Source organism: Kistimonas asteriae, assembly GCF_018263925.1.
GTDB lineage: Bacteria > Pseudomonadota > Gammaproteobacteria > Pseudomonadales > Endozoicomonadaceae > Kistimonas > Kistimonas asteriae.
In genome coordinates this window covers 184,483-205,455 of record NZ_JAEVHF010000005.1, presented here as the reverse complement: position 1 = coordinate 205,455, position 20,973 = coordinate 184,483, and the positions used below count along the sequence as shown (strand labels likewise).

The window sequence follows — 20,973 nt, the reverse complement described above, 5'->3', positions numbered from 1 at the left end:
GTGGTTCCTTGTTATTATTTTCTATTGTTGTTGTATTGGTTTTTTCCGTGTCAGAAGGTATGTCAAAGGTTATGGGCCACCTCCTGTATCGGGTCGAGATAATCGACAAAGATGGGCGATGACCAGGCCTTGCTGCTGACTTCCGCCAGACACTGGTCACCTTTATCCGTACGCTCATCGGCATAGCAGGGCCTGACCCTGATGCAGTTACCGTTCGCATCATATTCACAGCGCAGCGTATCGCCATTGATCTTGGGTGTAGGCGCCTGGATGGCCCGGGCGTAATACACGACATTCCTCGCTTCTTCGAGGAAACGGTCATCGTCAAAGGTCACGCTGCAGCTATCGCTGTCAGCCGGGCAGGTAAAGGATTTCCAGACATTCTGGATACGGGAGTCACCTTCTGCCGTGATGATGGGCTCATCGGGGTACATCTGCGGCTCAACCCTGACAATCTCGATACGCTCTATCTGCTGTCGTTCATCAGACGGGTTGTAGCATTCGCCACGGCAGACGGATTCAATCTTGTCCGGACCAAAATCACTGATGGCATCCGCCGGGCAGCCCGGTTTTTGTTTGAAGGCGCCGACAGCGGTAACCCGGAAGCGGGGTGTTTGTCCGGTTTTTAGTTCGCTGCCCATGGGGTGGAGGGCGTTGCCCTGCGCATCCACCATGTCGAACCACAGCAGCAGCCGTTCACCCGTGGTTGCGTAGACTTCCCGCCGTTGCATGGCATCCCAGATCGCCTCACGGCTCCGGCCATTGGCGTGGGTGGCAATCAGTCCGCCGGTGTAATAAAAGGAAGAGCCACGTTCAAACTCGTATCGTTTAACCGGGCCGAGATCTAGCATGTTGTCATCGTCTGATGGAACAGCGCTGGGTTTTTGTTTCTGGTAGATAAGCTTGTGCGTACTGGTATTCTGAACGCCAGCGATATCCGCCATACCGTAACGGCTGATCTCCTTGTAACCGGTGCCGGGTCGGGCGCTGTGGTTGTCACTGGAGCCCATCAGGCCGAAACGGAAGCGTTGGTTTTCAGGTTCGTTGTCAAAATTAGTAAGTGACAGGGCATACTGCACTGAGCCCCCGGGACGATAGTTGAAAGCTGGTCGATCACAGTCCTGACACTGGCCTGCGTTAAGCCACTCTTCAAACGGTGTACCCACCGCTGTGTTATGGCCGGCAATGCCATTGAGGACATAGGTTAGCCTTGCCGTCTTGGCCCGAGCGGTGCATTCGCTGTTGGCCAGTCCTTCATTCAGGCACCGTTGCTCAATCAGTTCACCCGCACGCCAGCAGGAGGGGGTATAGTCATCGGAGGGTTCCGGGCAGTAGGGCTTGCCCTTCTCATCGTAACGGACGGCCCGCCAGTCACGGTATTCTTCTGACGTCCCATGGCCAGAGTACACTTCAAACAGGAACTGATAGTCAGAGTCCTGGTTATCATTTTTCAGCTGCTTGTCCCAGCTTGTGCCTGGTGGTGTGTATAACCCCCAGGTATTGCCATGGGGAATGACCATGGATTCAACGCCCCATTGATCCAGCTTGTCGAACAGTTCCCGCGGTGTTGTGGCACCTTCACGACAATTGTCGGGCAAATCACGGACGTTGACGCCTTCAGGACACACTGGTTCCCTTGCCACAGAATCCGTCAGTTCAAAGAAGTCATAGGCGCGCTGCCGGTCACTGAAATGCAACAGGGGTAAGGCAATACGCTGCGCTGGTGTTGCTTCACGCTCTACCCGCAACGGTTGAATGGCATAGATGGGGCGTTTAGGCAGCTCTTCTTTTTTATCACTTTTTAATACCACGACTTTGTGGCCGAAGTGGTTGCCCGGCTCGGTACCGGCCTGTGTCCATTCCCAACCGCTGAAGGCCACCAGGTCCGGGTTCGATGCATCGGCTGAGGATGCATTGCACTGGGCAATGCTGTCCAGGGTCTGGTTCCATTTGCTGCTGGTCAGGCTTTCGGCATGGTCATTAATAGAGAAAAAATCCAGCGCGGAGCAGAATCGTGCAAAGTCGCAGGCATCGGATGGTGGGCTTGCACCTTCCCCCCCCATAAGTTGCAGACTGCTCTGGAAAGCATCGATGGAAAATGTCGTATGAACGTGAAGATCGCCGAACAGGATCTGTTTGGGTTCGGTAATACCTGCCTGCAGGGCCGTGGTTTTTTGCTGCTGCTGTTGCTGGGTAATGACCTGTTGAGGGCGAGCCACTGCGGTGACCTCGCCAGCCGTTTCCAGTTGGCCGAAGATGCCCATATAGGCAAGTGCCAGATAGGTTATTGCTGAGAGAACAAGAGCACTAACAAAAAGAGCCACTGCTCGTCTTTGTGTCATACGACGCTCCATGATGAATCCCTACCTGTGCTGTTTATTATTGTTTTGACTGCACCGAACAAGCTTGGCTTGACGGTTGTCCAGTCGACCGGTTCACAGATGGCGATACAATCTCACATCGTTGGATTTTGGGCGTCCTAGCCAGTGCATACGGACAAAAAACACGATTCCGGAAGTACGGGATTATCGGCTGAGACTCCCCGGGCAGACGTTTGTGGTAGCGTAGGCCGCTGATGAGAGGCATCCTCGCTAACAATAAGAACAGCACCTGTACAGGAGAGGTAATATGTCGTGGATAGGTCGTACGGCAATCGTACTGCTAACAGTGGCTGCGAGTGTCGTTATCTACTTTGCCGGAGCCTGGTTTGGCTTCTACGGAGAGGAGCAGAATTATGGACGTATTGTCTCTGCGACGAATCCAGAACAGGTTTCCAACACCGAACGCCAGCTTAAAGGGACAGCATCGGATGCTGCAGGAAAGGGACAGGAATCCCGTCCACTGAATAAACAGATTCTATTCGGTGATCTCCATGTTCATACCACGTTGTCCATGGATGCCTTCCAGAACAGCCTGCCCATTATGCAGGGTATGGGAGTAAATCCTCCCTCTGATGCCTGTAATTTTGCACGGTTCTGTTCCGCGATAGATTTCTTTTCCCTCAATGACCATGCTGAAAGCCTGACGCCGGATCGCTGGCAGAAAACCAAGGAAAGCGTACGTCAATGTAATGCGATTTCAGAGAATCCAGCGAATCCGGATCTTGTGGCCTTTCTTGGCTGGGAGTGGACCCAGATAGGCAGCACGCCATCTGAACATTACGGTCATAAGAATGTCGTATTGAAAGAGACGGAAGACGACAAAGTACCCACCCGCCCGATTGCCGCTGCAGGTCAGGCCTTTGATGCCATGCGCTCTGCCAATGCCGGTGCATTCAAAATCCTGGGGCCGGCACTGGATCCATCCAACCGGCAGGAATACTACAACATTGATAAATTTGTTCGCGACACCAAGCTGCCGGAGCTCTGCCCCAAAGGGGTTGATGTACGAGAGCTACCGTCTGATTGTATCGAGCGGGCGGATACACCTGCCGAGTTATTTGAAAAACTGCGACAGTGGGATATGCCATCGGTGGTGATTCCCCATGGCACCGCCTGGGGCAACACGGCGCCAGCCGGGGTTTACTGGAATGCCCAGCTCAGCCAGGGCAATCATGACCCCAGCCTGCAGACGGCCATTGAACTCTATTCAGGCCATGGCAACTCCGAAGAATATCGCCCCTGGCGTGCGGTTGGTGTCGATGACAATGGCCGATGGTATTGTCCTGAACCGACGGAAGACTTTACGCCGGGTTGCTGGCAGGCCGGTGAAATCATCAGGGAGCGCTGCATGGCGGAAGGTGAGTCGGCCCGGGAATGTGAGAGTCGAGCAATTACCGCCCGGGGCAATCATGTGCTGGCCGGGAAAAATGGCTATAAAACTGTGCCCGGTGCCACGGCCGATGAATGGCAGGATGCAGGCCAGTGTAACGATTGTTTTTTGCCAAACTACAATCACCGTCCGGGCATGAGTGCCCAGGCTGCGCTGGCCATTCGCAACTTTAAGGACGGTGAAGGTGAGGAAGAACGCTTCCGTTTTGGCTTTATCGGCTCCAGCGATAACCACTCAGCCATGGCCGGTAACGGTTACAAAGAGGTGGACCGCATGTCCTTTACCGATACCCACGGCCCGCGTTCCACCTGGTTGCATAACAAGATGCGCGGCAAAGTGGAACCGGTCGCCTTTTCCATTCCGCTGGATGGCACCAAACATATCCGCGGTTCCAACAAAGAACGTTCCAACTCCTTTATGTTCACAGGCGGTCTGGTTGGACTGCATGCCACGGGACGGGACCGTGAATCCATCTGGGACTCCATCAAGCGAAATGAAGTCTACAGCACCAGTGGCCCCCGTATCATGCTCTGGTTTGAGCTGCTCAATGGCCCGAAACAGGAAAATAATCAGGGTGTTTACGGGATGGGCCAATCACTGGCCATGAGTGAAATACCCCGATTCCGGGCCCGTGCTTTCGGCGCATTCAAGCAGAAACCTGGTTGTCCTGAGCAGACGGCGGATATTCTCGGTACTAACGAGCTGCAGCGGTTATGCCGGGGCGAATGCTATAACCCGACCGATGAGCGGATCCCCATCGTACGGATGGAAGTAGTGAAAATCACGCCACAGATTTCGCCCGACGAGCCGCTGGAAACCGTGATTCTCGACACCTGGAAAACCTTTGACTGCCCGGCGGATGGCCATGGCTGCACGATCGAATTTGAAGACCCGGACTTCAATAAGGGCAGTCGTGATGCGTTGTATTATGTGCGCGCTGTACAGCAGGCAACGCCGACCATTAACGGAGGCAACCTGCGCTGTGAGTACGATGAATCCGGCCAGTGTCGTCGAGTGAATGCCTGCTATTCCGATGATCGCACGAGTGCTGATGATGACTGTCTGGCTGACAGTGAGCACCGGGCCTGGTCATCACCGATCTTTGTGGATTTCGCCGGGGCTCCGTTACGAACGGCGAGCTCATTGTCCAACATGCAATAACGACGGTCATTGATGATGAAAACAATAATAATGCGTGTCGCTTTCTTCTGGGTGTTGGTGCTGATGTTACTGGCGGTTGCCGTTGCGGTGTCAAACAAGGCTCGGATACTGCTGGTGAGTTTGTTACCGGCGATGGAGTCACCGGTGAAAACTTACCCGTTGCCGGGACTCACCGAATGGCGGCCCGTTGGCGAGAAGCGGATTTCGAGCAGTGATAACCCCAATGCCCGCCAGGTCAGCTTTGGCCGCGCACTGCATACGGATAGCCATGGATCGGATGAGATATCTACGGTGATTGCACCGGCCTTTGAGCTGGACTGGATTGCCGAACCCAATATGTTCGTTACTGAAGGCCCGGTGTTTGACGGTGCCGGGAATATCTATTTTTGCCCAGTCTATCCTACCGAGAATGCATTGCTGGTTTCCATTGAGCCGGAACATGGTAAACGACGCTGGGTCGTTGAAGGGTTCAGTCTGGGCTGTGGCACACCTTACGTGCTAATCGATCCAGACACCGGTGACGATGTCATCTACCTGGGCACCTATGACCGTGCAATGGCCCTGACAACGGAGGGGAAAGTCCTGTGGGATGTTCCCACCGGTTTGCCGACACTGGATCCCTCCGTGATTGATGGCAACAAGCACAGTTTTGGTATGAATTACCTGGCCCGCTATGATGCGCTGGTGGCTGTCATGGGTGACGGCTCGGTGTATGTGCTGGATCGGAAAACCGGTCAACCCCTGCTGGATAAGCCCTATGTCATGCCCGGCGCCAAAACCGGTGTGACAAACTTCTCCCTGCCAAAAGTGGTTTCACTTAAAGCCAACCGGGATGCGGCCCATATGTTTGGTGGTCAGGAAAACCTGAACGGGCAGGATCCTGTTTCTGCCGTGTTGCACATCGCTGCCGGAGAAAAACAGAAGGTGACCAACTTTTTCTCCATAGACAGCAATACCGGCCGGTTATGGATTGCCGCCACATTGCCGGATGACGCTGATGGCAAGGTCGACGGATTCGCAGAGTATGCCGCTCTCTATGGCCTGAACCTTGAGAAAAAAGGGGAGCATTACCAGTTTGACGTGCACTCGGTGACACAGGTTCCCGGTGGCACTGCATCCACACCGGCTATCCGTGCGGATGGTCAGCGTGTCTATATTGCAGATGCCTTTGACAGTGTTTATGCCATCGATGCCAATACCGGTGAACAAGTATGGTCGTTTAATGTGGGCAATAAAGTGGCGGGTTCGCTCACTATCGCGGCAGATAATGGTGAAATTTATGCCAATCTCCGCACACAGATCGTGAAGCTGTTTGATCGCGGGGATCATGCTGAAAAAGCCTGGGTCTCCAAGCTGGATATGTTTGAGGCTGGCCCATTCCAGAGCAACTTCAAGGCGCTTGGTGCGGAAGTGGGAGCCAATGGCATTGCCTTTACCGGTGCGGTAGGCCTGAATGCTGGCAAGAAAAAGTTTCCGCTCAAGATCGGTGCCGGAATATTGGATCGGGAAACGGGTGAGGTGCGCTACTTTGTCGAAGGTGGTGAGGATTCCGTGTCATCCATGGTGACAGGGCCGGAAGGCGGCCTTTACATTGGAAATTCACCACTGCGTCGTGTACTCGCCCGTGCCGTTTTGGGTGAGGCCAAGAGTCCCATGCCGGTTCAGGGGGGAATCACCCGATTCAAACCCGTCCACAACCACCTGATTGTCCGTGATGCCCTTTGGGCTGCCGCAGGGCGGGCCCGCAATGCAGCAACATTGAATAATCCTGCGGTGGTTGAACAGGATATCTTCCAGATTAATCAATTACTGGACCAGGCGGTCAGTGTGCTGCCGGTTGCCCTGCAGGAAGGCGTTATCAGTGATGAGCTGTTGGCCGAATTTCAGGGGAATATCATCAGCCAGAAAGCAGCGCTGGGTACTGATTCCGAAAAATTGCTGAAACTGGCAGATAATCTGGAAAGCATGAGCCGTCGGCTATAGCAAAACCCTCGGTGGAGCAGCGGTTTAAGCACGTTATTGGACACAGTGCAGAACAATAAAAACATAAAAAGGTTCTTAATCATGGCAACAATGTCCAGAAAATGGCTGCTCCTGATTGTGGCGGCCCTGCTGGTGATTGCGTTTTCAATTGCCTGGACCGCATCGAATAAGGTCAAGATAGCGGTGATACGTCTACTTCCAACGACGGAGTCTATTCCCAGGGAGTATGGGATTCCCGGAAAAACGGACTGGAAACCCATGGGCGAAAAACGTATTTCCAGCAGTAATAATCCCAATGCCCGACAGGTGACCATCGGGCGGGCGTTGCATACCGATACCCACGGCTCTGATGAGATATCAACGGTTTTTGCACCGGCATTTGCCGTGGACTGGACGGTAGAACAGGACATGTTCATTACCGAGGGACCAGTGTTTGACAGCGCCGGCAATATTTATTTCTGCCCCATTCTTAACAATACCGATGTAATGCTGGTCTCCATTGAGCCGGAAAAAGGGGAGCGGCGCTGGGCACTGGAAGGTTTTAGTTTCGGTTGTGGTACGCCCTATGTGCTGATTGATCCTGAGACAGGCAAGGATGTAATTTACCTGGGCACCTATGATCGGGCCATGGCCGTCACTACCGAGGGAGAAGTGATATGGGATGTTCCCACTGGGTTGCCTCCGCTGGACAGAAACATCATGGAGCCGCCCAAGCATAGCTTCGGCATGAATTACATCGCCAGCTATGATGCGGTGATTGCGTCCATGGGGGATGGTTCTGTCTATGTACTGGACCGTAAAACCGGACGACCACTGCTCGATAAACCCTATGTGATGCCCGGGGCCAAAGCACCGGTTAACAATTTTACCCTGCCGGAAAACGTCGCTAGAAAAGCCAACCAGGATGCTGCCCATATGTTCGGTGGCTACAGTGACGATTTTGATATTCTCGGCGCAGTCCTTCATGGCGCTGCCGGAGAAAAGCAGAAGGTGACCAATTTCTTTTCGGTGGACAGTAACAGTGGCCGTGTCTGGATCGCCGCCACACTGCCCGATGAAGCCGATGGTTCTGTGGATGGATGGGCAGAATCCGCGGCATTGTATGGGCTGGATTTGGTCAGGCAGGGAGACCGTTATACGTTCAAGATCAACTCGGTGACTGAGGTGCCAGGCGGAACAGCATCTACGCCTACGATCAGTGCTGATGGAAAACGGATCTACATCGCTAACGCATTTGACACCGTGTATGCCGTGGACGCCAGCAATGGGGACGTTATCTGGTCCAAAGCGGTAGGTAACAAGGTGACCGGCTCACTGGTCGTTGCTGCAGATAACAGTGAAATTTATGCCAATACCAAAAGCGACATTGTGAAACTGTTTGACCGGGGTGACCGTGGCGAGATCGCCTGGTTTGCCAGGCTGGATATGTTTAAGCCCGGTTTGTTTCAGCAAAACTTTAATGTACTGGGGGCTGAACTGGGGGCAAACGGGCTGACCTTCACCGCCACTGTCGGCGTATTAATGGGAAAGATGCGCTTTCCCTATAAAGTCGGAGCAGGGTTTATTGATCGGGAAACCGGTGATATCAAATACTTTGTCGAGGGGGGCGAAGATTCAGTTTCGTCTACCGTGACCGGGCCAGATGGTGCACTGTATATCGGTAATTCACCGCTACGCCGTGTATTAACACGGGTTATCCTGGGTGAGGATAAAAGTCCGCAGTCTGTTATGGGGGGGATTACCAAATATAAGCCGATCTATAATGAGCTTATTGTTCGTGATGCACTCTGGGCAGCCGCGGGACGCGCCCGCAATGCGGCAACCCTGAATAATCCTGCGGTAGTTGAACAGGATGTCTTTCAGATTAACCAGCTGCTGGATCAAGCTTTACGGGCATTACCTGTCGCCCACGCGGAAGGGCGTATCAGTCAACCGCTGTATGATGCAATGCAGCGGCTGATTAAAGCGGAGAAAGAAACCATCACCTCGGATTCTACACAGCTGTTGGCCATGGCCGACAAGCTGGAAACATTGACCGACCAGTTTTAATGGTATGAAAGGAAGATGGCAATGCGCCTGAAAAGGCGCATTTTTGGTTGGGTACCGATGCAAGTTAAGCCAGGCACTTTTTCTTGTATTGCGTCGGGGTGCTGCTGGTAGCCTTTTTGAACGCATCATAAAACGATGACTTGGATCGGAAGCCAGCCTCGAACGCCAGTTCGACCACGGGCATATCCCGGGTTTCAGGATTGGAGAGTAGCTCCTTAGCGTAGTGAACGCGGTAGTCGTTCACAAAACTGTAGAAGTTCTGATTCATCTGTCTGTTCAGAACTTCGGACAGGTGGTGGGGGAGAATATCCGCCTGTTCCGCCAGATCATTCAGCGTCAGTTCATTATCCAGGTACAGTTGCCTTTCCTGCATCACATGCATGACTTTTATGCGGTATTCCTGTGCGATTTCCAGGCTCAATCCGGATCGTTTATAGGCCTCTTTTTCATCAAACTCTTCGGCTGGCCTGGCAACAGAAATATCTTCAGCAGGGGACTTGGAGGGTTCGGTTTCCGTCTTGTCGCTATCTGGATCTGGAGTGTTATCGGGTTGTCGGTCTTTGGAAGACTGTCGCCCATGAATCAAGTCAGGCTGCCACAGGGAAACCAGTGCAATGGCCTGTACCAGCAGAACCAGTACCAGTTGCGGATTGAAGTTGGCCGGGCTTCCAGGGGTTGTGATCAGTCTTGGGATTCGGTTGAATACCAGAAATATCAGCAGATAGGTAATCAATCCCAAGTTTAGATTCTGGAGCCATTTGAGATCCCTTTCCTCGATAGACGAATAGTGTCTGATCAGGTGCCGGCGATGCATTTTGATGGTTTTGTGCAGCAACAGGCAGTAAAAACCTACATGCATCAGGAACAGTGTGCCGTGTAAAGCATATTTGATCCACAGGCTCCAGAGTGTTGGCAAAGGCAGTTGTGACAGGTTCACCTGGTTAAGACTCAGTTCCCTGAACCAAAGGTATTTGAGAAATGCGACCTGGTAATCCGGTTGGAGATTATTGAAGGTAATCATCGGCACTAGTGCCAGCAACGCCGGGAGAAAATGCAGCAGTTGTATACGTCGGAATGACTGCTGCACCAGCGCAAGCCCGTAAAAATAGAGCAGGGGACCCACCAGGTAGTCGAGAGGGATATGGGTTAGCGCCGTGGCCGGGTGATCAAGAAAGAAACCGTGACGGAGCAACAGGTAATGCCCAAGCTGCAGAACCAGCACTGCCACCATGACAGCCATGATTCTGTTGGCCTGTTGCCTGCTTCCCTTGATGGATAGCAGTACGATCAGGAGTGTCATTCCCTGAATGATGCCCAAGGCATATAAAACATCGATGATAGTCACAGGTACATCTTTTTATATTGGCTTCCGGTTATGAATGCTTGTGCTTGTTGTTTGGCTCGATAATAAGTAGTTGGTCGCCGGCTTTCAAATACAGAAACGTGTGGTTGAGATGGCCTTACAAAGAACTGACAAAATTATCGGCTAGGTGTTTGTACTTGGGTGCTACATTCCATTTTTAATCTGTTATATTGCGCTGAGCTGGTTCCGTATGCGCAAAAGAAATCACAATTATCAACGCAGACTGGCTCTATAAAAACAGCAAGCTCTGTCATTCCGGCGTACAGGTTCAGTGATAAGAACAACAAAATTTTCTGGCAGGAGTGGTACGCAATGTTAATCACCAGAATTATACCTATCGTGTTGGTCTCACTGGTTTTTTCCATGTCGGCCAGTGCCCATGAAAATGTGGATGCTGCATCAGGATTTATTTCGGGCCTACTTCACCCTCTTTTTGGCTGGGATCATGTAGCAGCAATGGTGGCTGTAGGCTTATGGGGTGCCTTTCTGGGCCGGCCGGCCATCTGGGTGTTACCTGTCGTTTTCCCGCTGGTGATGGCTTTGGGGGGGGCGATGGGGGTCTTGGGTGTACCTGTTCCAGGCATTGAAACCGGGATTGCTGCATCTGCGCTGGTTCTCGGTGTCATGGTTGCGTTTGCGGTGCGTCCACCCCTTGGTGTTGCGGCGGTATTAGTCGGCCTGTTTGCCATTTTTCATGGGCACGCACACGGCACAGAATTGCCTCATGCGGCCAATGCGCTGACCTATAGTCTCGGATTCGTTCTGTCCACAGGAATGCTCCATCTTGGCGGTATCGCATTGGGTTACCTGGTGAAATGGCCCCTGGGGCAGATAGCCATCAAAGTCGGCGGTGCAGTGATTGCGCTTGCTGGCATTGGTTTTCTGACTGGCGCCGTTTAGCACCGGTTGTTGTTGGATTACGGATGATTGAAATACAGGCTGACAGGAATTGATTCGCCTGTGTGGCCGTTTCGAAACAACATCCAGCCAGCGCAGGGGGTAATTGATTGTATGCGCCGGGTTTTTGAGGTTGTTCTGTTGTCTCTTGTCTCGGGCTCCGTGCTGGCCCATAGCCCTGTGGCAGGATTGAACCAGTTTTACAATGGTCTGCTGCATCCTTTGCTGGTTCCGACCCAGCTGCTGGTTCTGTTGTCCCTTGGTCTGTTGCTGGGGCAGCAGAAGCCTGCGGATGTTCGTGTTGCTCCCCTTGTTATTCCCACCGCTGCGGTTGTGGGACTGCTGGTTACCCTGTGGGTCCCGGTCATAAACGTTGATGTCTACTTATTAGCAGGTGCCACGGTGGTTGGACTCCTGGTTGCCAGTAAGCCGTCGCTTCGCTGGCATTGGTGTGTGATTGTCGGTGCCTTGCTGGTGCTTGTGATTGGGATAGATTCATCCCAGGCAGAACTCAGTGGGACCACCTGGCTGCTGTCTGCGGCCGGTACCTTGATCGGGATCTGCCTGCTGCTCCTTTATGCCATGGGGTTGGCTACCTGGTGCCGCAGCACGGCCTTAAAAGGCATCGGTGTGCGAATCGTGGGGTCATGGATCACTGCCAGTGCATTTCTGGTGTTTGCCCTGTCACAGATATCGGGGTAATGAACAATCAACAGCGTTTGCTGGATGTCTGGCAGGAACAGGCAACGGCTGTCATATGAGGTCTGTCATGACGTCGCAGAACAATAACAATCATCCGTCACACACAGAGGCTTTTCCGACGATGTTCCTCTGGCTCGGCATTCTGGTCGGTAGCCTGGGGTTTCTGGGTAGCCTGCTCTGGGATAACGTTGCTTCCTCACTGGCCACCTTTGATCAGGCAATGCCTGTGGCCACAGTCAATGGCGTTGCCATTGACCGTGATGGCTATATCAATCAGGTGAGGGCGCTGGCGGACGATAAACGAAATCCGTTGACCAATTTGGATGCCGATTTTGTCCTGCAGCGGATTATTGAAGAAGAATTGCTGGTGCAGCGAGGTCTGGAGGTTTTGCTACCCCAGACCGATCGACAGACCCGTGGCACGATTGTCAGTGCGATGATCAGCATGGTTACGGCGGATGCCAATAGTTATCAACCGTCTGAGCGGGAACTGAGAACGTACTATGAGGAGAACAGCGGTTATTTCCAGAAAACGGAAAGACTGAGAGTCCGAAAGCTGGACGTTTCCGGTGCTGACGCCGAGGCCTCTGCCAGCGCATTGGAACAGGCAGTTCTGGGTGGGGAATCACTGGAAAGCCTGTTGGACACACACATTACCATTGACCGCTACCTGCCTGATGCACTGCTCCCTCCACTGAAGCTTCGGGAATATATTGGCCCGACACCGACTCTCGCGATGATGAATGCACAGGTCGGATATACCCAGATGGTGGTCAAAAACGCACAACAGGCGTCCGTTTACTACCTGGCTGAAAAAGAAGCCGGTGAGTTGCGCCCCTTCCCGGAGGTACGTGAGCTGGTGGAATCGGAGTTCATTCGCACCCGCAGTGATACGGCATTGCGGGACTACCTGGAATGGTTAAAGAAGCGCGCCGAGATTGAAGTTTTCAGCAATGTCCAGGTTAATGGTTGAGGATGGTTATGCGCCTCAATAGTGTTTTTGGTTGCGTGAGTGGTGACGGGGCTGATCCCGCGATGTGGTGTCAGCGCTGGTGTCTGGCCCTGCTCTGCCTGACCGTTTTCCTGTCTACGGCCGGTATTGCGCCGTCAGTGCAGGCACACAACCGTAGCGAATCATTCTCTCACTGGTATTTTCAGGCGGATGGTGAACTGGCGCTTTCGTTTAATGTGCTTTCCCGTGAAATTGGCAGGTTGCCTGTTGCCGGGGGGGTACCGAATAAACAGGCGCTGGATCAGCAACTGGTTGATCATTTCTCGGAGTCTGTCAGCATCCAGTCGAAAAACTCGGGGGATGCCTGTCGTCCAGTTGGCCAACCTCAGGTGATGGCGGCACGTGCCGGTTTTTCGCGCCTGGAAGCACGCTTTCAATGTCCCGCGGATACACGGGCGGTGTCGGTTGTCATGGGCGTATTTCAGGATTACGCCTACAACCATGTGCACTACGCCACGGTAAACCTGATGGATCAGGCCGGAAAATCAGAATACCTGTTTTCCAATGCCCGTCGTGAGCAGGTTTTGTCGTTTACTCCCACCGGTGAAATGGTATCGAACGAGTCCCTTGCCCAAGTGGTTGTGGACCATATCGCGATAGGCAGCCAGCATATCTTGATGGGGCCGGATCACCTGTTATTTTTACTCGGGATTTTGCTGGTGGCCCGCTCATTTGTGGCACTGGCCTGGATGGTAACCGGCTTCACCATTGGCCATAGCCTGAGCCTGTCGATTGCGGTGCTGGAGTTTGCTTCGCCGGAGGTGCCCCTGGTCGAAGTCTTTATCGGGTTCAGCATCCTGGTGATGGCCTGTGAGTGCCTGATCAATAACCGTAACAGCAGAAAGGTTCTGATGCTGGTCACCTTGCTGCCGTTGGCTGTCGTTATTGCCAGAATATCGCTGGGTTATCCGGTGGCTATGACTGTCGGCATACTGTTCATGGGTGTTTTTTGTATTGCTTATCTGCGTTTGTGCCAGCAAACGGGGTTAATCTCCCATCGACGTAAGGCGTTGCTGACGTCCATGTTCGGATTCGTTCATGGGTTTGGCTTTGCCAGTGGTTTTCTCTCCATGGGATTGTCGGGTGATTTCCTCTTCAGCAAGTTAATTGCTTTCAATGTTGGGGTTGAAATAGGGCAGTTGTTACTTTTGCTGATACTGGTGTCAGCGGCCTGGTTTTATAGACAAGCCTTTGGCGCTTTGCCTCGTCTTTATGCCAATGTATCCATTACGGTTATCGCGGGTATGGGGACATTCTGGTTTCTGGAACGCTCTTTTTAATGTGAGTCACACCGTCGTGGTTTCTCTCTGAGCCTATGAGTAAGGAGGCGGACTCATTCGCTTTTATTTCAGTGGCACATCTTATTACCCGTTAAAGCATGACTATTGGGTCAGGCGGCTATGCAGGTTATTGAGGGTCGCGTTTTCAGGATAAAGACTTTCAACCTCATCAATCACCTGAATAGCATCCTGAGTGCGGCCAACCTTTTCCAGTATCAGCACATAGGCAATGGCATGGTTAAAGGTGTGAGGATCCAGTTGATAGGCACGCTGTAGCTTGATCAACGCTTTGTCGTTTTGTTGTTGTCGGTATTCTAAAAGTCCCAGTGCGTAATACGCTGGAGCATAGTCGTCGACGCGACTGAGGAAGTCTTCCAGGATACGGCGCGCCTGCGTGTCATCATGACTCCGGCGGAAATAATCCGCCAGATTAATATAGGCCGGGCCATAGTCGGGCGCCTGTTTGATGGCCAGTTGCCAGGCGGCTTCTGCGGCGATCGGGTTGTTTTGCGCCAGGGCTATATCGGCAAGGTTTAACTGGGCATTGGGCATGTCGCTGTTTAACCGCTGGGTGTGTTTATATTCTTCAATGGCAGGATTAATCAGGTCGGCATGGCCGCTGCGAACCAGTTGCGGGTGCAGGGGCATCAATGCCCGTGCCGCTTCAATACGTACAGCCTTGATGGGATCTTTCAATGCATCCAGTAACGGTCGGTATTCCTGATTGGCAGACGTTTCCAGCACTCTGACAGCCGCGATCCGCATCAACGGTGAGGGGTGTTTGAGGTAGTGCTGGGCAAGCTGTCGGTTATCTGTCTCCGTTTCATTGGCCAGAAGGTGCAGGGCGGTCGCTCTGACGATATCAGCCAGTGCTTCATTCGCCACCACATAGCGCAGTTCCGTCACACGCTCTGGGTGCCTGTCTCGTGCACTGGCAAAAGCCTTTGCCGGTGACGGGTGTTGCGAGAGGTCTACCTGCCAATGGTTTTTTACGATATTGGCTGCCCACTGGTCTGTCTTGTCGGTGTGGCAAGTTGTGCAGGCGTTGGTGGTGTCCAGATCGACACTAAGATCTGGCCGGGGGATAGAGAAACTGTGATCCCGTCTTGGATCAACCACCATGAAGTTTTTAGATGGCATATGGCAACTGACGCATTGTGCTCCCTCACTATCCAGGGGATGGCGGGAGTGTTGCTCCGTATCAAACACATCTGCCTTGTGGCAGGTGGTACAGAGTTGATTACCCGCTATTTTCAGCTTGCCGGAGTGAGGGTTATGGCAGTCTGAGCAGACGACACCCTTCTGATGCATTTTGCTTTGCAGGAAGGAACCATAAACAAACACTTCACCGTCTATCTGGCCATCAGGTTGATAGTAACCGGGTTCGAGAAAACGAAGTTGGAATTGGTCCAGAAAATGGTTTCCGGGTTGTATCGGCGCGATGTTGGCACGTAATGCATGACAACTCGCACAGGTGTCCACTTGCTGTCCTGATTCTGTATTCAGATTATGTGCGGTATCGCTGTCGGGCGTATGAACCCAGCGGTTTTTATTCGTTAACCTGAGTATGTTGCTGTAAATCAGCGCTTTTTCTTCTTCAGTATTGTGTGTGCTTTTAACGGCTTTGAGATGCCCAGAGCCCGGGCCATGGCAGGCTTCACAGGCAACATTCACGTCAGACCAGGTTGTGGAGAAGGTATTGTTCTGGCTGTCATAGTGTTTCTGTAGATTGGTAGTATGGCAATCCACGCAGCGGGAGTTGGCGTTTTGAAAGGCTTTAGTCCAGTGCAAGGGGCTTGCAGCGTCAATGGCGTCATCAGGATAGAGATGAAACCAGCGCTGCCCGCCTTGTTTCTCCGGGCGACTGTCCCAGGCAATGCTTAATGCCTGCAGCCGGCCATCGGGCTGTTGGATAAGGTATTGCTGTAAAGGATCGAAACCGAAAGTGTACGAAACAGGGTATTCCTGAAGTTCGCCATCTTCATTATCCGTCCGGACAAAAAACTGCCCATCACGTTGATAAAATCGGCTGGTCACACCGTTATAGGTCAATTCTGCATGATCAAAATTGCCTAAGATCGTGTCTTCGGTCGCCGGTTGCATGGATTGAGAATGATCAGAGGTCTGCCAATCGGTAAAGGCTTCCTGATGACAGCTGGCGCAAGCCTGACTGCCGACATAATCAGCATTATCTGGCGTAGCAGCCTGTTTGACCGATTCCGCAGACAAGCCCGTGCTGAATAGCAGCAAAACGGGTAATAGAAGACAGACAAGCAGTGAAGCGTTCCGGGAAGCTGAGCATGTTATATCCATGGATTACGTCTTTATTATCTGAATGCCTGCTCAAGACAGTCTTTATCCCGTTCGCGTCCACTGTTGTCAATACTGCATTTCAGGTCATGGTCTCAAAAGGTTAAAGGGCTCAATGTTACTGGTGGTTTCCAGCGGCATTATTTAGCGCTATTCAGCGGATACGTCACCAGTCCGCCAGCCATTTGCTCGGTCGGTGTGATTTCAATCAATCCAATATTCACATGAGGAGGGGCTGATAAGGCATATAATGCCGCATCGGCAATATCCTGGGGTTTGAGCAGGTCGATTTCCGTCTTTATTTTTTTAACGGTGTCCGGGTCTTTATAGGCGACATCAAAAAACTCCGTATCCACCCGGGCTGGACAGATTTCGGTACAGCGAATCGGTGTCCCCTTGAGTTCGAGTCGAAGATTCTGACACAGCAGATGGATCCCTCCTTTGCTGGCCCCGTAAACGGATGAAAACAAAGGGTAGAGTCCCGCAATCGAACCAATATGCAGGATATGGCCTTTCCCGCGGGCGACCATCCCTGGAACGATGGCATTGATGAGTTGCATAGCAGCGATCAAGTTCGTGTTAATCGTGCACTCTATGTCTTGCCGTGTGGTTTCACAGAGTGTGGTATAGCCAATGCCCATTCCCGCATTGCTGACCAATATGTCGACGTCCAGGCCAGAGAGCCGGTCATACAGTGCATCGCTATCACAAAGATCAAGGACTATCGGTGTACAGCCTGTCTCTGCCGCCAAGGCGGTGAGTCGATCTTCGCGCCTTGCCAGCGCGTAAACGGTGACACCCTGCTGAGTCAGCGCCCTGACAATACTGGCGCCAATGCCACTGGATGCACCGGTGACCAATGCTGTCTGGTAAGTGAGTGGTGCCATGGTCGTCTCCGTTGTTGGCGATGAGTCAGTTATTGACAGGGCAAGGGATTACTCAACAGGGTTTGAGCGAATGAACTGACAGGATAGTCACTCCTGCTGACAATGATGTTGATTGAGCGTGGATAAGTATTACCGCTGTCACAACGCGCATAGGAGAACTTAGCACTTACATGCCGGTTTCGTTATTATGCTTCCCCGGCGGTGCCCGTGGCAGTGATAAAGCGCTTGCCTGGCAATAAGAACAATGGGTGATGAGGAATCGGAAATGGGAAAGATCAGGAATCCCGTATTATCCTGGCTTATCATGCTGGTCGGCTTACTGGGCCTGACGCCGGTTTCAGCGGCTGACTGTTTTTCAGCCTCTCCCCTGGCTGCCAGTGGGAAAGCATTTGAGCCGACCGAGGCGCGTAAGCTGACCAGCAGCGAACAGCGTCAGATAGATACCCTGTTTCGTAAGATGGCGAAGCAATGGGAAGGTGAGACCCATGGCTACTTTTGCATGGGGACTGAAAATACACCGCGTAAGAAGCCTGATAATTACCAGCTAACCGCCACCGTCAAGCAGGATTCATCCGGCAATATCCGATTGGAAGCCGATCTGTATTCACCGCAAAAAAAGACGAGCCGTCGTGAAACCCTGCGTTTGTTTTCCAGTCGCGATTTTCTGCGCATTGATGTGAACAATGCATCCGGTGATGTTGCGCTGGTCTCGCTCGACAACCAGCATTTGACATTCATCCAGACGTTTCGGGTGACACACCGTCAACCCATAAAACGCGATAAGGACGACGAAGGTGAAGGGGAAGTGTCCATTTTACCAGTGGATGATGAAGTGTCGATTCTGCCAGCGATAGAGGATGAAGTGTCGCTTCTTCCAGAGATAGAGGATGAAGAGTCGGACGATAAAGAGGAAAAGATTCGCTTCAAGCGGTTAAGCACCGTGCGTGAAATCGTCAGGACAATCACAGTGTCCGGCGCTTATCTGACCATTGATTACAAGGTGTATACGCAGGGCCTGTTGAGTTCAGCCACGACCTGGCGAATGAAAAAAGCCTGGTGATGGAAGGGCATACTTACGACGGGTATGCCCACTGGTTTTTAGAGAATTTCAATCTTGCCTGAGCCCGGTAAGGACTCAATGATCCGTGGCCCAAATAGCTGTGATGGGGTGAAATAACCGCCTTCACCCTGGTAATCGGCCAGCATCTTACCGGCGGCCAGAATACCGGCGACCGTCACATCATAACCATTCGCTGTTTGCAGCCGTGCTTCTACCCGCTGACCGCAGGCGTTGATGGCCTCGCCCCAGAGCAGGGTTTTCCGGGCAGACCGTTGTTCGGCGGTAGGGCCGGGTATGGATTTCTCAATACGTTTTTTAAGGAACTGTTGTACGGGTTTCAGCTTCAGTAACGGTGCCACCAGGCTGGTGGCTTTCAGCATCATTCGGCTGCCCGGTGCCGGGATATAGACGGCGATATTCTTGATACCTGTCGTCCATGCCGCAGTGGAGACATCCCCCCAGGGAATCACGGCGGATGTGCGAGGCCCGCGGCCATAATCAATGTCCCTGATGTTCCAGGTGCGCGGTACTGTCACCAGCTCTCCATTGCGACGTATCTTTATGCCGCCCGCCAGAATTTCAACAGAGGTTTTTGCTGTTCCGGGGCTGAGGGTGCCTCCGGCATTAAATGCCAGGTTCAGTTCAGTGGCATCGGGCAGGGCTTCTTTCAGGCAGGCGGCAATGCAGTCTGTCGGTATGACATCAAAGCCGACGCCGGGGCAGAGCACCACATTGCTTTCACGGGCACGCTCATGCAATGTCTGCCCATGTTCAAAGACCGGAATCTCACCGGTGATATCCGCATAGTGGGTGCCATTTTGCAGACAGGCTTCCATCATGGGGGCAGCGGTGGCAGAGAAGGGACCTGCACAATGAATAACTGCCTTGATATCGCGCAGGTTGGTGATGATATCTGCGCTGTTGTCCAGGCTGAAGACACGGGCTTCGAGGCCGGTCTGCTGGGCGATGGCCTCGACTTTTTCCCTGTTACGTCCGGCCACAACGGGCTGAAGCCCCTGTTCTTTAGCCGCCTGAACGGCGAGTCTGGCGCTGTAACCGTTGGCGCCGTAAATCATCCATTTAGCCATTGTCTTTCCTTACTGCGCAGGAGCCGCTCATGTTTATTGGATCGCCATAGTCTCAGGAATTCTGGTAGCTGACAATTGTCTTTTTTGACCCGACTATCGAGATGGCTGCCAGTGACAGTACGCCATAAACCGCAAGGAATAGCATGCTGTCATGCGTCAGTGATAGTTCACGTTGCGTCAGTATCAGTGCGGGAATGACAGCCACAAAACGGGACATCTCAAGCCAGACAAAACCACCTTTCTTTTCCAGTAACCATCCGATGATGAGCAGATGGTAACCCAGCATCACTGTCCACAAGACCGTTAACCCAACCGACAGTATGTCGTTGGCTGCAATTAACAGAACAGTGCCGATGATCAAGATCAGAAACTGGAAAACAACATAAGCCTGCAGAACAGGATTGACGCAGGGATTGTAATTTTCATACGCATGGATATCCGGCATTTTCATCGGTGCGGCAACATCCGCTGGCCGATAACCGGTTCGGCGAAACCATAGCGTCAGTTTCTCTTTCCAGCTACGGGTCTTGATAGCGTCCTGCCACAGCTGCACATAGAGTTGCAGGTTGGCCCACAAGGGATTCCAGCTGCGCAAAGGCTTCAGTGTGCCGTAGCGAATAGGTTCATAATTGTCATCTTCTTCCGCATAGGTGCCGAACAAACGATCCCAGATAATAAAAACCCCACCGTAATTTTTATCCAGATAACGGCGATTCTTGGCATGATGAACACGGTGGTTGGAGGGCGAGATAAAGAACCATTCAAACCAGCCAAGCTGCGGGATATGGCGGGTATGAACCCAATACTGGTAGAGCAGGTTGATAGAGCTGACCGCAAAAAAGACCATCGGTGGAATGCCCGCTAAGGCGACCGGCACATAAAAAATCCAGTTGAAGATGAACCCCGTGGACGTTTGTCGCAGGGCGGTTGTCATGTTGTATTCTTCACTCTGGTGATGCACCGCATGTGAGGCCCAGAGGATATTGATCTCGTGACCGGCGCGGTGATACCAGTAATAGAAAAAATCTTTCAGAAAAAAGCCAAGTACCCAAACCCATAGGTGACTGGCGTCTAGCTGAATAGGTGCAAGGTATTCAAAGACCACCACATAGATCGTGAAAGTGACAACTTTTGTCGTCAGATTGGCGGCGGTGCTGAACATGCCGGTACTGATACTGTTGATGGCATCATTCGTACGGTAATAGTCTTTTCTGCGAATGACTGTCGCTAGAATCTCAAGCGTGATCAGCAGAAAGAAAACCGGGATGGCGTAAAGAATGTAGCTCACGGCGCATGTCCCTGTCGTTTGTTGTTTTTGTTATTGCGACACTTTTAACACTATTGCTCCCCGCTGCCAAATCCTGCCAGTAGCAGCCCCTCCAAACGGTTAATGGTTTGGAGGGGCATGGC

General features: G+C 52.4%; 14 protein-coding genes. 8 read left to right on the top strand and 6 right to left on the bottom strand.

The window, feature by feature from the left end; all coding sequences use genetic code 11:
• Positions 1–62: 62 nt before the first annotated feature.
• Complete coding sequence (locus KHS78_RS07965; protein ID WP_211827003.1) at positions 63–2,342, bottom strand: DUF3604 domain-containing protein; 2,280 nt, start codon at positions 2,340–2,342, stop codon at positions 63–65.
• A gap of 286 nt (positions 2,343–2,628) precedes the next feature.
• Between KHS78_RS07965 and KHS78_RS07960 the strand changes: the two genes are divergently transcribed.
• The 3 genes from KHS78_RS07960 (at position 2,629) to KHS78_RS07950 (ending at position 8,964) form a co-directional block, all read left to right on the top strand.
• On the top strand, positions 2,629–4,932 hold the full coding sequence (locus KHS78_RS07960) for a DUF3604 domain-containing protein (protein WP_211827000.1): 2,304 nt from the start codon (positions 2,629–2,631) through the stop codon (positions 4,930–4,932).
• Between the two features lie 15 nt (positions 4,933–4,947).
• The gene (locus KHS78_RS07955) at positions 4,948–6,915 is read left to right on the top strand and encodes an outer membrane protein assembly factor BamB family protein (RefSeq protein ID WP_211826999.1); all 1,968 of its coding nucleotides are present in this window, start codon (positions 4,948–4,950) and stop codon (positions 6,913–6,915) included.
• Positions 6,916–6,996: 81 nt separating this feature from the next.
• On the top strand, positions 6,997–8,964 hold the full coding sequence (locus tag KHS78_RS07950) for an outer membrane protein assembly factor BamB family protein (RefSeq protein WP_211826997.1): 1,968 nt from the start codon (positions 6,997–6,999) through the stop codon (positions 8,962–8,964).
• 64 nt (positions 8,965–9,028) lie between these two features.
• Here KHS78_RS07950 and KHS78_RS22560 read toward each other — a convergent pair whose 3' ends face one another.
• Positions 9,029–10,309 carry a helix-turn-helix transcriptional regulator gene (locus KHS78_RS22560; protein WP_211826995.1) on the bottom strand — a complete coding sequence of 427 codons (1,281 nt, stop codon included), beginning with the start codon at positions 10,307–10,309 and terminating at the stop codon, positions 9,029–9,031.
• 330 nt (positions 10,310–10,639) lie between these two features.
• On the opposite strand from KHS78_RS22560, the gene KHS78_RS07940 reads away from it, so the two are divergent.
• The 4 genes from KHS78_RS07940 to KHS78_RS07925 all read left to right on the top strand — a co-directional run bounded on the left by KHS78_RS07940 (position 10,640) and on the right by KHS78_RS07925 (position 14,218).
• A complete protein-coding gene (locus KHS78_RS07940) occupies positions 10,640–11,227 on the top strand; it encodes a HupE/UreJ family protein (RefSeq protein ID WP_211826993.1) in 588 nt (195 codons plus the stop codon).
• 111 nt (positions 11,228–11,338) lie between these two features.
• Positions 11,339–11,926, top strand: coding sequence for a HupE/UreJ family protein (locus KHS78_RS07935; protein WP_211826991.1), 588 nt, complete (start codon positions 11,339–11,341; stop codon positions 11,924–11,926).
• Positions 11,927–11,993: 67 nt separating this feature from the next.
• Positions 11,994–12,899, top strand: coding sequence for a peptidylprolyl isomerase (locus KHS78_RS07930; RefSeq protein WP_211826989.1), 906 nt, complete (start codon positions 11,994–11,996; stop codon positions 12,897–12,899).
• An 8-nt stretch (positions 12,900–12,907) separates the two neighbouring features.
• Positions 12,908–14,218: a HupE/UreJ family protein gene (locus tag KHS78_RS07925; RefSeq protein ID WP_211826987.1), complete on the top strand. Its 1,311-nt coding sequence runs from the start codon at positions 12,908–12,910 to the stop codon at positions 14,216–14,218.
• 102 nt (positions 14,219–14,320) lie between these two features.
• Here KHS78_RS07925 and KHS78_RS07920 read toward each other — a convergent pair whose 3' ends face one another.
• Positions 14,321–16,531 (bottom strand): multiheme c-type cytochrome, encoded by a 2,211-nt coding sequence (locus KHS78_RS07920; protein WP_211826984.1) that lies wholly within the window; start codon positions 16,529–16,531, stop codon positions 14,321–14,323.
• Positions 16,532–16,668: 137 nt separating this feature from the next.
• Complete coding sequence (locus tag KHS78_RS07915) at positions 16,669–17,415, bottom strand: SDR family oxidoreductase (protein WP_211826981.1); 747 nt, start codon at positions 17,413–17,415, stop codon at positions 16,669–16,671.
• Positions 17,416–17,680: 265 nt separating this feature from the next.
• On the opposite strand from KHS78_RS07915, the gene KHS78_RS07910 reads away from it, so the two are divergent.
• A complete protein-coding gene (locus tag KHS78_RS07910; protein ID WP_211826979.1) occupies positions 17,681–18,475 on the top strand; it encodes a DUF177 domain-containing protein in 795 nt (264 codons plus the stop codon).
• A gap of 38 nt (positions 18,476–18,513) precedes the next feature.
• Here the strand turns inward: KHS78_RS07910 and KHS78_RS07905 are convergent, their stop codons facing one another.
• Positions 18,514–19,563: a saccharopine dehydrogenase family protein gene (locus KHS78_RS07905; RefSeq protein ID WP_211826977.1), complete on the bottom strand. Its 1,050-nt coding sequence runs from the start codon at positions 19,561–19,563 to the stop codon at positions 18,514–18,516.
• Positions 19,564–19,615: 52 nt separating this feature from the next.
• A complete protein-coding gene (locus KHS78_RS07900; RefSeq protein WP_211826975.1) occupies positions 19,616–20,851 on the bottom strand; it encodes a sterol desaturase family protein in 1,236 nt (411 codons plus the stop codon).
• Between the last annotated feature and the right edge of the window lie 122 nt (positions 20,852–20,973).